Source organism: Pseudomonas sp. LBUM1640 (assembly GCF_059716225.1).
The window spans coordinates 3,087,811-3,100,260 of the sequence record NZ_CP166816.1; the positions used below are offsets into that span (position 1 = coordinate 3,087,811).

The 12,450-nt window shown below is 62.2% G+C and carries 12 protein-coding genes; 1 reads left to right on the top strand and 11 read right to left on the bottom strand.

All coding sequences use genetic code 11. The annotated features are described in order from the left end of the window. Nucleotides 1–74 precede the first annotated feature (74 nt). From ACA065_RS13955 to ACA065_RS13965, 3 genes are all read right to left on the bottom strand, one after another. Nucleotides 75–1,568 (bottom strand): methyl-accepting chemotaxis protein, encoded by a 1,494-nt coding sequence (locus ACA065_RS13955; RefSeq protein WP_497695010.1) that lies wholly within the window; start codon nucleotides 1,566–1,568, stop codon nucleotides 75–77. Nucleotides 1,569–1,752: 184 nt separating this feature from the next. Then, nucleotides 1,753–3,912 carry a TonB-dependent siderophore receptor gene (locus ACA065_RS13960; RefSeq protein WP_497695011.1) on the bottom strand — a complete coding sequence of 720 codons (2,160 nt, stop codon included), beginning with the start codon at nucleotides 3,910–3,912 and terminating at the stop codon, nucleotides 1,753–1,755. Between the two features lie 207 nt (nucleotides 3,913–4,119). Next, complete coding sequence (locus ACA065_RS13965) at nucleotides 4,120–4,494, bottom strand: CPBP family intramembrane glutamic endopeptidase (RefSeq protein ID WP_497695012.1); 375 nt, start codon at nucleotides 4,492–4,494, stop codon at nucleotides 4,120–4,122. Nucleotides 4,495–4,546: 52 nt separating this feature from the next. On the opposite strand from ACA065_RS13965, the gene ACA065_RS13970 reads away from it, so the two are divergent. Next, the gene (locus ACA065_RS13970) at nucleotides 4,547–4,732 is read left to right on the top strand and encodes a hypothetical protein (protein WP_497695450.1); all 186 of its coding nucleotides are present in this window, start codon (nucleotides 4,547–4,549) and stop codon (nucleotides 4,730–4,732) included. A gap of 32 nt (nucleotides 4,733–4,764) precedes the next feature. On the opposite strand, the gene ACA065_RS13975 is transcribed toward ACA065_RS13970, so the two are convergent. The 8 genes from ACA065_RS13975 to ACA065_RS14010 all read right to left on the bottom strand — a co-directional run bounded on the left by ACA065_RS13975 (nucleotide 4,765) and on the right by ACA065_RS14010 (nucleotide 12,438). Then, entirely contained in the window at nucleotides 4,765–5,796 is a 1,032-nt protein-coding gene (locus ACA065_RS13975) for an alpha/beta fold hydrolase (protein WP_497695013.1), read from the bottom strand. Nucleotides 5,797–5,937: 141 nt separating this feature from the next. Further along, nucleotides 5,938–6,699 (bottom strand): PIG-L deacetylase family protein, encoded by a 762-nt coding sequence (locus ACA065_RS13980; protein ID WP_497695014.1) that lies wholly within the window; start codon nucleotides 6,697–6,699, stop codon nucleotides 5,938–5,940. A 176-nt stretch (nucleotides 6,700–6,875) separates the two neighbouring features. Next, nucleotides 6,876–7,535 (bottom strand): glycosyltransferase family 2 protein, encoded by a 660-nt coding sequence (locus ACA065_RS13985; protein WP_497695015.1) that lies wholly within the window; start codon nucleotides 7,533–7,535, stop codon nucleotides 6,876–6,878. Then, entirely contained in the window at nucleotides 7,532–8,131 is a 600-nt protein-coding gene (locus tag ACA065_RS13990; RefSeq protein WP_497695016.1) for an SAM-dependent methyltransferase, read from the bottom strand. Before ACA065_RS13990 ends, ACA065_RS13985 begins: the two co-directional genes overlap by 4 nt. Next, nucleotides 8,128–8,886 carry a PIG-L deacetylase family protein gene (locus tag ACA065_RS13995; RefSeq protein WP_497695017.1) on the bottom strand — a complete coding sequence of 253 codons (759 nt, stop codon included), beginning with the start codon at nucleotides 8,884–8,886 and terminating at the stop codon, nucleotides 8,128–8,130. Before ACA065_RS13995 ends, ACA065_RS13990 begins: the two co-directional genes overlap by 4 nt. Next, entirely contained in the window at nucleotides 8,883–9,881 is a 999-nt protein-coding gene (locus ACA065_RS14000) for an acyl-CoA dehydrogenase family protein (RefSeq protein WP_497695018.1), read from the bottom strand. Before ACA065_RS14000 ends, ACA065_RS13995 begins: the two co-directional genes overlap by 4 nt. A 1-nt stretch (nucleotide 9,882) precedes the next feature. Then, nucleotides 9,883–12,039 carry a glycogen debranching protein GlgX gene (glgX, locus tag ACA065_RS14005; RefSeq protein ID WP_497695019.1) on the bottom strand — a complete coding sequence of 719 codons (2,157 nt, stop codon included), beginning with the start codon at nucleotides 12,037–12,039 and terminating at the stop codon, nucleotides 9,883–9,885. 129 nt (nucleotides 12,040–12,168) lie between these two features. Next, entirely contained in the window at nucleotides 12,169–12,438 is a 270-nt protein-coding gene (locus tag ACA065_RS14010; RefSeq protein ID WP_497695020.1) for a DUF2934 domain-containing protein, read from the bottom strand. Between the last annotated feature and the right edge of the window lie 12 nt (nucleotides 12,439–12,450).

The window sequence follows — 12,450 nt, forward strand, 5'->3', positions numbered from 1 at the left end:
CATTTGGAAGACTGCACCAGCACAAAACCACGAGTAGGAAAGTAGTGGGATCGCAGAACTCTCCGACTTAGGGCTCACTGATGAAACCGCCTCCCCAACGCATCCAACCGCACTGCAATCGGCGGTAACCGCTCGCTGCTGCGCGCCAGCGTCTCCACATCATCTGCCGTGCTTTGCGCAATGCTCTGTACTGACTGCAACCGCCCGACGATCTCCAGGTTCGCCGTGGATTGCTCGCGGGTGGTCGTCACAATCCGCCCATTCAACGCGTCGATGTGCGCAATATCGGCGCCCACCGCCTGCAGCATTTCCACTGCCACTTGGCTGTCTTGCACGCAACGCTCCACGCCTTGCTGGCTGTCGTGCATGGCCTCGACGGCTTGACGGCTGCCGTGCTGCAAGCCTTCGATGATTTGTTTGATTTCCTGGGTGGAGACCGCCGTACGCTGGGCCAGGCTGCGCACTTCGTCGGCGACCACGGCAAAGCCTCGGCCTTGTTCGCCGGCGCGGGCGGCTTCGATGGCGGCGTTGAGGGCGAGCAGGTTGGTCTGGTTGGCGATGCTGCTGATCACTTCGAGTACCGAACCGATCTGTTCCGCCTGCACCGCCAGGCCTTGCACGGTTTCGTTAGTGCCGTTGATGCGTGAGGCCAATTGGCTGATTTCATGCTGGGCGCGGCCGACGCTTTCCTGGCCGCGCACGATTTGTTTACTGGCCTGGCCTGCGTGCTCGACGGCCTGTTCGACGTGCACGGTGATGTGGCCCATGGCGTCTTCCATGCGCTGCATCGAGCCGGTCATTTGGGTGATTTCGGCCAACTGATGGCGTGCCCCTTTTTCCAGGGTGCCGCTGGCGCTGGCCAGTTCCTGGCCGAGTTGGCCGAGGCCGTGGGAGTCGCGGGCGACGCCGTCGATCAGGTGGGTGATTTGCTGCAGGAAGTGGTCAAAACGCTTGGCCAGGGACACGTGCACCTTGCCTTCACCTTGGGCGGTTTCGACGGTGAGCTGGGTGGTCACGGCGAGCATCTTCTCGAGCATTTCCTGGCTCTCGACCGCTTCGCGCTGGCTGTGAATGGCCAGGTAGAGCAGGGCGATGGTTTCCATCACCACGTAGAAGGCGTGGACGAATACCATGCTCCAGCCGCCGTGGTGTGCCATCACAAACACTGGGAAGCCTTGATGTTGTAGCGCATGGAAGACCACGTGGTGCACGGCGATCGTTGCTGCCGCAACCAGGATCGGCAGCCAGTCGCGGTAGAACGTCAACACCGCCAGCAGCGCAAAAATGCCGAAGTGTGATTCGATCACGCCCTGCGCCTGGTTGATGTGCAGGGCTGCCATCACCATCAAGCCGGCACCTAATAAGCAGCGCATCAGGCGGGTGCCGCCGAGAGCGCGATAGAGTGCCGTCAGCACCACACTGGTGCCGCCGCCGATGATCACGGCCTGCAGCAATGTGTCGTGCCAGAACGCCAGGCCTACGGAGAACAGAAACATCAGCCAGACCAGCGCCAACATGATGCGGTCAGCCTTGCGGTAATGCTCGAAAAAACGCGTGCGGGTCGGCATTCACTCTTACTCCATGTGGTCGATCCGGTAACTGCTAAGCATGCGGCGTGCCACGCGGGCCGCCCGTGGAGTGAAGCAGGTGTTCGATTTTTTTCAGATTCAGGGACGCCATAGCGTTATCGGCATTCCTGAGCGGGACTTTAAGAACGGCTATCCGAATGGATAGCCGAGGCTGCAAGGTTGATCAGAAGCTGTACTTGGCGGTGAGCATCATGTTGCGTGGGTTGCCGTAGGCATCGCCGCCGTAGCTGACCGAGTTGGCGATGGTCGAGTAATAGCGACGGTCGAAGATATTGTTGGCGTTGAGCTGCAGGTCCAGGTGCTGGCTGACCCGGTAGCCGGCCATCAGGTCGGTGACGGCGTAGCTGCCCTGTTGTAGCCGGTACGTGCTGCCATCCGCCACTTTTAGGTCGTTGTACAGGCGGCTCTGCCAGGAAATGTTGCCGCCAACGCGGAGCTTTTCCAGTGGGCCTTGGAAGTTATAGCGGGTGGTCAACTTGAACAGATGCTCGGGTGTGTCGGTGTCGAACTGTTTGTTGACCAACTGCGGGTTGGCGTCATCCTTGATGGTGTGCGTACGCGCATAGGTGTAGCCACCGCCGACCTGCCAGTTTTCGGTGAGCGCGCCTTGCAGTTCGAAGTCGATACCCTGGCTGCGAATCTCGCCGGAGGCTTCATTGCACGAGGCTTGCGGGCAGTTTGGCACGACCACGTTCACGGCGCGGTTTTCCTGGTCGACGCGGAACAGCGCCACGCTCGCATTCAGCGCGCCGCCGAGGTATTCACCCTTGATGCCAACCTCATAGTTTTTGCCGACAATCGGTTTGAGCGGGGTGGCGGACGCATCCTTTGCACTCTGCGGTGTGAAAATGTCGCTGTAGCTGACGTACACCGAGTGATGCTCGTCCAGTTCGTAGATCAGGCCGGCGTAGCGGGTGAGGTTGCGGGTGACATGGTAGTCGCCGTCGCCATCCCGGTTGTCGTAGTCGTACCAGTCCAGGCGCCCGCCGAGAATCAGCTTCAGCGGGTCGGCCAGGCTCAGGCGGGTGGTCACGTAGACGCCTTCTTGAGTGGTGACTTCGCGCTGGTTGTTGGTGTGGACGAAATCCGGTTTGCCCGCCGTGAGGGGCCAGTTCATGTCGTACGGGCTGTAATTGTGGGTGGTCATGTCGTAGATGCGCTTGCTGGCGCCTACCACCAGTTCGTGGGTGCGCCCGAACGCCTGGAACGGGCCGCTGGCGAAGGCATCGACGCCCGCCTGATTTTCATCGTAGGCGGCCTGGTAGACCGTGCGCGCCGGTGTGTTGTTGACCCAGCGCGACTGGTAGGAGCCCGAGAACAACGCGTTCTGTTCGGCGTAGTTGGCGTTGACCTGCAGGCTCCAGTCGTTGGCCAGGCGTTGGCGCAGTTCGGCGAATACGGTGTTGATCTCCTGGTCCTTGTTCTCCCAGCGCGTGCCAGGGTTGTAGGCGCGCGGCAGGTCCAGGTGATGGCCATCCTGGCCGACCATCGAAGCACCCCAGAAGTAATTGGTCTTGTCCTTCTGGTTGGAAAAACCGAGCGTCAGCGTCGTGTCTTCACTCAGGTCAGCTTCGGTGACAGCGTAGAACAGGCCGTGATCTTCCTTGGCTTTGTCGATGAAGCTGTTCGCGTCACGGTAGGAGGTGACGACCCGGCCGCGCCAGGTGCCACTGTCGTTGAGTGGGCTGGAGGCATCCAGCTCGCCACGGTAGTCGTCCCAGCTGCCGGCGGCGCCGGTCAGGGTGACTTTCTGCTCATCCAGTGGCCGTTTGCGGATCAGGTTGATGGCCGCCGAAGGGTTGCCGGCACCGGTGACCAGGCCCGTGGCGCCGCGCACGATCTCGACGCGGTCGAACATCGCCAGGTTCGGCTGGGCGCCCACATCAACACCGTTGTAGCCGGTTGGGATGCCGTCATACATCAGGTTGTCGATGTTGAAACCGCGCGCGGTGTACCCCTGCCGACCGGGGCCGTCGGAGAAGTTGAGAAACAAGCCAGGCGTCGCTCTGACCACGTCGTTGATGCTGGTCATCGCCTGGTCGTCCATGCGCTGACGCGTAATCACGGTGACAGCTTGTGGGGTTTCACGCAGGGTGAGGGGCAGTTTGGTCGCTGTGGCCATCGAACCGGTGGTGTAGGACTGGCTGCCCTCGGTGGTCGTGCCAAGTTGTTGCTCGGTGTTGATTTGCGTCGCGCCCAGCTCAACCACCGCTGGCGGTTGTTCCGCATCAGCGGCGAAGGCTGTGTGTGAGGTGGCGATACACACCGCCATCGCGATCAGATTGGGTGAAAAACGCTTGCCGAATTGTGTTTGCACAGCCATGGAACGGACTCTCCCCGAGCGCCGTCCATGGCGAATAATAAAGATGTTGATAATTATTCGCATCAGTTTGGCAGATTGAGCCTGTAGGAAAAAGCCTTGGGAGAGAATTTGTTAACGAATTTTTCACATTCGAAGGGAGGGCGTGTTTGCCATTTATTGCGGGGAGCAGGCGTGAACATCGGGTGTTACGCCCACTCCGAATAGTCGCTAGGCTGAGCCGTAAAGCCCGGCCCACGTCCAAGTCCAGTCCAGGCTCGACCCCACCACTTCGGCCAGCATGTGCAGCAAGATAGGCACCAGCAAACCGCCACTGGCGATCCTCGCCCAGGCGAACAGGCAACCGACCACGAAGATCAAGACCAGAGTGTCCCAGCTGTCATATTGGGTATGCACGCTGGCGAACAGCGCGGACGTGACAATCACCGCCGTCCACTTCCAGGCCACACTGCGCTCGTAGGGAAACAGGCGCAGCAGGTAGTGGCGCATCATCAGCTCTTCGGCAATCGGTGGAAGAATAATCAGCGAAGCCAATTTGATCAGGGTTTGCCACTGGGTCAGGCCGCTGTACAGCGAAGGCCACAACAGCGCCTTCGCCCTGTGCCGGCCACCGGGTCACCACGCCGCCCGCGAATACATGGGCATTTATTGCTTTGTGTTGTGCCTGCTCGCATTGCGTCCGGACACGCGACTGGCGTTGTGTGTGATGCCCGCCTGGTTTATCTGGCTGGGAGTTGCCTACCCGTTGTCGCGCGTTCGTAAACGGTTCACTGCGCAGGCAGCCATGAACGTCACTGCGCACGACGTGGAGGCCACGCACTGACTCGCTATGGAGTAAAGACGGTAGCGAAAACCTTACAGGTGATCCGCATCGACGATCGCCTTGGCGAACGCCGCCGGTGCTTCCTGCGGCAGGTTGTGGCCAATGCCGCCGTTGATCAGGCGGAATTCATACTTGCCGGTGAAACGCTTGGCGTAGTCCTCAGGTTGAGGGTGCGGGGCGCCGTTGGCGTCACCTTCCAGGGTGATGGTCGGTACGCCGATGGTGGGCGACTGGGCGAGCTTTTGTTCCAGTGCGTCGTAGCGTGCCTCGCCCTGCACCAGGCCCAGGCGCCAGCGGTAGTTGAAGACCGTGATCGCAACGTGGTTGGGGTTTTCCAGGCCTTTGGCACTGCGCTCGAAGGTGGCGTCGTCAAATGCCCATTTCGGCGAGGCGGTTTGCCAGATCAGCTTGGCAAAATCGTGGGTGTTTTTCTGGTAGCCGGCGGCGCCGCGCTCGGTGGCAAAGTAAAACTGATACCACCACTGCGATTCAGCTTTGGGGGGCAGAGGGTTCTTGCCGGCGGCCTGATTGCCGATTAAATAGCCGCTTACCGAGACCAACGCTTTCACGCGTTCCGGCCACAGCGCCGAGACGATATCCGCCGAGCGCGCGCCCCAGTCGTAGCCGCCCAGCACCGCTTGCTTGATCTTCAGCGCGTCCATGAAGTCGATCACATCCTGCGCCAGCGCCGCAGGCTCGCCGTTGCGCAGGGTTTTATCCGACAGAAAATGCGTGTCGCCATAGCCGCGGGCGTACGGGATCAGTACTCGGTAGCCTTTGGCTGCCAGCAGCGGCGCGACGTTGGCGTAACTGTCGATGTCGTAGGGCCAGCCGTGCAGCAGGATCACCACGTGGCCGTTGGCCGGGCCGACCTCGGCGTAGGCCACATCGAGCAGGCCGGCCTTGATGTGTTTAAGCCCGCCGAACGCCGTTTGGCTATGGCTGGCCGGCGTTTGCGGCTCGGGCATCTCGGCGTGGGCCAGGCCCATGGCGCCCAACTGCAACAGTGCAAACGCCAGGAAGAGCGGGCGGTGTTTGAAACGGTGAGTCAACTGAGTGCGCATGGCGAGCCTCCTGCGGCTGATGTGTGCCTGGTGCTCAGTTGACCGTTGTGCTGTATCGGGCATGTTTCAGGAAGTGCCCCGGGTTAAACGCTGTGTATCACCGGCCGTGCTGTACACAGTGTGATACATAAGCCTCGCGCCCTATGCGAACACGATTTCATACGGCTCGCGCATCCGCTCCAGCAGCTCCTGGGCGAGCATCGGCGCCAAACCGATGGCCGGGTCGCCGACCAGTTGGCTCGCATACGCGTGGGCCGCGTGAAGCTTGCGTGCAATGCGCCAGGTATCCAGGCGCACCTTACGTGCTCGCTGCCAAGGGATGAGCGCGCCTTCGCGCACCGGCCAATGCCAGGCCCAGATGGGCAGTTCATAGAGCCGCGCGCCCACCAGGCTGCAGGCCTTGGCGCTGGCACGGCCAACGGCATCATGGTCGTCATTGCCGTCGTTGCGCCAGGTGGTGAACACCACATCGCCGGGTTGCAGGTAACGCGCGATAAATTGGCTCATCGGCTGCTCACGGGCGGCCAGCGCATCGTCGCAAAAACCGCCACGAATCCACTTCAAACTGTGCAACGGCATGCCCAGGCGGCGCAGCGCTTCGGCGCTTTCCTGGGGGCGAATCACACTCAGGCGGCTCGCCGGCCAGGCGTTAGAGCCTGGGTGGCTGGCGCTGCCGTCGGTGATCGAAATCAGCAGGAGCGGGTGCTCCAAGGTGCTGAGCAGCTGCAGCAAACCCCCACACGCCAAGACCTCATCGCCCGGATGGGGGGCGATGACCACCACGCGTGCACCGGGTGGCACCAGAGCGCAGGGGGTAATTGCAGGGATTTGCGCCAACTGCGGGGCGCTGTTCCAGATTTGTGCGGGGCCGCGGCGGCCCTCGCTTAAAGCGCTAGGCTTCATGGGTGTCACATCCTTGTCTATGGCGGCTGGGTCGTACCCCGTTGACGGGACGACGCTCTTTTTGTCAGCGCAAGCTCCGCTGCGCTATTGCGGCACTCCAACCTTGGAGTACCAGCAAGGCGTCTTCAGCATAGTCAAGGATTGGTCGCTTTTGCAGCTTGTAATGTCGATTTTTTTCAGGTGGCTTGCATCAGGCTTTTCAAGTAGTCGCCAAAACCACCTTGAGCGCGGCTGTCGAGGCGGGCGCTGGTGATGACTTGCGGGATGTGGCTCCAGGCGATTGACGCACCGCAACGTTCCAGGTTGCGCACCAACTGCACATCTTCGTGACACGCCAGCGGCTCAAAACCACCGGCCTGCACATAGGCGCCCGCACTCACGCCCAGGTTGGCGCCGTGTATATGCCGGTGGCCGTCGCGCGCCTCATACGCTTGGGTGTAGCGAATTTGTGCGGCCGGGTCGAAGCCTTCACTCCAGGCGTCGAGGGTCACCGTGCCGCACACCGCGTCGACGCCGAGCGCCAACTGCGCCACCAGCCAGTCGGGGGCGACCCGGCTGTCGGCGTCGGTGCAGGAAATCCAGCGCGCGCCTTGATTAAGCAGATGGCGCGCGCCCACTCCGCGCACATGGCCAACGTTGCGTGCTTGTACGTGCAGGCTCTGCACTGGATAGGCCTGGGCGATGTCGGCACTGCCATCGCTGCAGCTGTCGAGCACCGCGAGTATCTGTACCGCTTCGCCCTGCAACTCGGGATGGCTCGCGGCGATCATCGCGGCGCTCAGGCACTCGCCCAATAGTGCTTCTTCGTTGTGCACCGGGATCAGAATGCCGATCATCGCAAGCCCTCGTGGGAAGCAACCGAGGTGCCGTCGCGGCTCCACAGGTCGAGTAGGAAATCGCTCTCGTGATGCTGCACGATACGCGCCATGCCCAGGCGTTGTTGCAGCAGGTCGTGTACCTGTTCGGCGGTCTGTGGGCAGCCTTCGATGACTGGGCGCCAGTGGCAGGCAAGCAGCTGCCCGTTCTCGGTCAAGGAGGCGAGGGCGCAGTCAATCAAGCGATGCAAATCATCGGCGTCGAGGTAGTAGCACAGTTCGCTCAACACGATCAGTTCAAAGGGCCCTGTTGGCCATTGTTCGGGCAGGCGGCTTTGTTGCACTTGCGCGTGGGGGAATCCCAGTAAGCGGTTTTTCGCCAGTGCCACGGCGGCAGCGGCCGTGTCACAACACACCAGGCGATCACAGCGTGGCGCCAGGTCGGCACTCAGCTCACCGTTGGCGCAGCCGGGCTCGAATATCGAGGTGTAGCGGGATCGGGTCAGCACCGCCAGCGTCAGGGCACGTTTGCGCCGCTCGTACCAGCGCTGGCGAAACGCCCAAGGGTCGTCATTGCCGGCGAACAGTTGATCAAAATAGGGCGTGGCGATGCTCATACAAATACCACTTCAAAAGGTTGCAGCAAGCGTTCCACCACGTAGGGCGCGAGCACGGGTGGCAGGCCGATCTGCGGGTCGCCTTCCAACTGGCTGGCAAAGGCATGAATCGCGTGGCGTTTGCGCGCGACCGCCGCGGGTGTCAGCAGGATCTTGCGGGCGCGATGCCAGGGCACCTGGCTGTCTTCGGGAGTCGCCCAGTGCCAGGTCCAGACCGGTAGTTCGTAGAGAACGGCGCCCACCGCTTGGGCGGCCTTGGCACTGGCGCGGCCGACGGCTTCATGGTCGCAATGACCGTCTTCGCGCCACGTAGTGAACACCACATCGGTGGGCTTGAGATAGCGTTGGATAAACGTGCAAAGGTGCTCTTCACGTGCTGCCACCTGGCTGTCGGCAAAGCCTGCGCGCAGCCATTTCAGGCTGTGCAGTGGCAAGCCGAGACGGTGCAGGGCTTGGGCCGACTCTTGCGGGCGCACCACACCCAGGCGTTCCACCGGCCAACGCCTGGAGCCTGGATGGCTGGCGCTGCCGTCGGTCACGGAAATCAACTGAATCGGCCTGCCGAGCAGCGCCAAGCCTTGCAACAGGCCGCCACAGCCGAGCACTTCGTCATCCGGATGCGGGGCGACGATGACTGCACGATAGCCCTCGGGCACCAACTGCTCGATGCTGATGTGCGGCAATTGGGCCATATGGGATGACGCTTGCCACTGATGCAACGGGGTGCCTTGGCCGACAATCGGGTTAGCTTTCATAAATGCCACCTCCGTGTGGAATCGCCGGCGACCAGCTCGCCCAACGCCTCCAGGTCACGTTCGGCATGGCTTTGCCGCACGTACACCGGCAAATCCGCCATCAATTGCGCAAAATGCGGGTCCTTGCAATAAGGCCCCGCGCCGACCGCGCGGCCGACATGCTGGATGACCTGTTCGACGGTATCTTCGATGCATGCGCGTGCCTGCTGGGCCAACTGTCGGGCATCGGCGCGAGGTTCACGGTCGATCTGTGCGGCACTGTCACGCAGTACACACGCGGCACTGTTCAGCACACTGTCCACCGCGCCCAAGTGGGCCAGGGCATGCGGTTCAGGGCGCTTGGCGCAGTGCGCGCGCAGCACTTCGCCCAGGCGTTGTGCGCCGCCATACCAGCAGGCTGCGATGCCGACGCCGCCTTGCCAAAAGCCTGGACGGGCCAAGTAATCACCCGGCCTGCCGACCGCGATCCCCTTGGCGTCGTCAAAGGTAATCTCGACGCTGCCCGTGGCCGCCATGCCTACGGCGTTCCAGCCCTCATTTGTTACGGTGATGCCGGGCTGGTGCATGTCCACGGCGACCAATTGCTGGCGATCTTCTTCGTCCCAGGCGGTCAACAACCCGTGGCTGACCACTGCCGCCCCGGAACACCAGGCCTTGCGCCCGTCGACAATCAACCGATGGCCGTCGCGACGCACGCGCACCTTGGCCGTCGGCGGTTCGGCAGCCCACATGCCCCAGAGGCTGCCCAGAGGCGGTAACGGGCTGTCCAGCTCGGCAATGATTGCCAAGGCGTCGGTGTGCCCTTCGAACAGCTTGCACAGGCGCAAATCATGCCCCGCCACCTGGGCCAGGCGGCTGAAGCGCTCTAACGTCTCGCCGCTGCCGGGCAACGGCAGTTGGTCCAGGCCTTCTTCCTGAAGCGCCTTCAGAGCATTCCCCAGCGCCTGCGTATCCGCATAGCTGCGGTAGCCTTGAAGGAATCCATGCAGGGCCATCTCACACCTCGTCGTGCTGCAGTTCAAACAGTAACAGCGAGCGGCCGGTCACGGCGTACTCGTGCTCGAAGTCAAAGCGTTCCTGGCCACGCACCGCCGGCTCGTTGGTGTCGAGCATGCAGGTCCAGAACTCGCCTTCCGGCACGGGCGGCAGGCGGAAATTCACCATGTCGTGGTGGGCGTTGACCACCAGCAGCAAGGTCGCATCGCCACCTGGTCGACGAATCCCGGTTTCCTGGGCGCGGCCGTCCATCAGCATGCCCAGGCAGCGGCCATGGCTGTCTTGCCACTGCTCGTTGCTCATCTCGCTGCCGTCCGGCGCCAGCCAGGTGACATCTTTGACGCCGATGTCTTCGTTGTAATCCCCGACCAGGAAGCGCCCACGGCGCAGGATCGGGTACGCCAGGCGCAGCTTGATCAAGCGTTTCACAAACTTGAGCAGCGCCTTGCCGTCGTCGTCCAGGTCCCAGTTGACCCAGCCGATCTCACTGTCTTGGCAGTAGGCATTGTTGTTGCCGTGCTGGGTGCGGGCGAATTCGTCACCGGCCACCAGCATGGGCGTGCCTTGGGCCAGCAGCAGGGTGGCGAAGAAGTTGCGCATCTGGCGCAGGCGCAGCGCGTTGATTTCCGGGTCTTCGGTGGGGCCTTCGACGCCATGGTTCCAGGACAGGTTGTTATTGCTGCCGTCCTGGTTGTTCTCGTCGTTGGCCTCGTTGTGTTTGTCGTTGTACGACACCAGGTCGTGCAAGGTAAAACCGTCGTGGGCGGTGATGAAGTTCACCGAGCTGTAGGGGCGCCGACCGCGTTGGTTGAACATCTCACCGGACGCGGTCATGCGCGCAGCGAAGTCCGCCAGCTGGCCGTCGTCGCCTTTCCAGAACGCGCGCACGGTGTCGCGGAAACGGTCGTTCCATTCCACCCAGCCCGGCGGGAATTTACCCACTTGATAGCCGCCGGGGCCACAGTCCCAGGGTTCGGCGATCATTTTCAGCTGGCGCAGCACGGGGTCCTGGCGGCAGGCCACGAGGAAGCTGTGGCGCTCGTCGAAGCCATCGCGGTAGCGGCCCAGAATGGTCGCCAAGTCAAAGCGAAAACCGTCCACGTGCATCTCGGTGGCCCAGTAGCGCAGGGAGTCGGTGACCATTTGCAGCACGCACGGGTGGCTCAGGTCCAGGGTGTTACCAGTGCCGGAATCGTTGATGTAGAAGCGCTTGTCGTCGGGCATCAAGCGGTAGTACGAGGCGTTGTCGATACCGCGCATGGACAGCGTCGGGCCACGCTCGTTGCCTTCGGCGGTGTGGTTGTAGACCACGTCGAGGATCACTTCCAGCTTGGCTTCGTGCAGGTGCGCGACCATTTCCTTGAACTCGGCGATCTTGCCGCTGGCCAGGTAACGCGGGTCTGGCGCGAAGAAGGCGATGCTGTTGTAGCCCCAATAGTTGGTCATGCCTTTTTGCAGCAGGTGCTGGTCATTGACGAACGCATGCACCGGCAGCAGTTCGACCGACGATACGCCCAGCTGGCGGATGTGCTTGAGCACGTCATCTTCCATCAGCCCGGCGCAGGTGCCACGCACCGACTCGCCCACCGAAGGGTGGCGCATGCTGATGCCGCGCAGGTGGGTTTCATAGATGATCGTGCGGTCCCACGGCACGCGCACCGGCTGGTCGTTGCCCCAGGTGTGCGCCGGGTCGATGACCTTGCACTTGGGCACGAAAGGCGCGCTGTCACGTTCGTCGAAACTGAGGTCGTCATCGGGGTGGCCGATGGTGTAGCCGAACAGCGCTTCGGACCATTTGAGTTCGCCCACCAGCTGTTTGGCGTAGGGGTCGATCAGCAATTTGTTGTGGTTGAAACGGTGGCCGTTGGCCGGGTCATACGCCCCATACACGCGGTAGCCGTAAATCAGCCCAGGGTGGGCGTCGGGCAGGTAGCCGTGGAAGGTTTCATCGGTGTATTCGGGCAGTTCGATACGTTCCAGCTCGATTTCGCCGGTATCGTCGAATAAACACAGCTCGACTTTCGTGGCGTTGGCCGAGAACAGCGCGAAGTTGACGCCCAGGCCGTCCCAGGTGGCGCCGAGGGGGAAGGGCAAACCTTCACGAATCCGCGACGGCTCGTTTTCCGGCGTCGGTTGGCTTTTTTCGGGTTTGCTCATTGAGTTGCTCCTGCAAGGGTCTTTTTTCGGGCCGAGCGCGACCGTGCTGGCGATCGTTCAGCTGACGCAGTGGAAAATGAAGTGACCGCCGCCGACAGTGTCGGCAGGCGGCCCGTGAGGTCGAAAGCCTTACGGCTTGGGCTTTTTCGCTGCTGCCGGCTTTTTCGCGGCAGGCGGCGCCGGCTTGCTGGCGGCTGGCGCCGGTGGCTTGGCTTTTGCCGCAGGCTTGGGGGCCGTCTTGGGCTTGGCGGCGGCCTTGGGTTTGCTCGGCGTCAGCGCTTCGGCTTCGGCCAGCTTGCGGGCCATCTCCCAGTGGCGCGCGTCCTCCCCGTGGGGTTTGCCTTCGGACTCCCAGATCTGGTGCGCCAGTTCGCGAATGCGTTTGTCTTCAGTACTCATCACAAGCTCCTC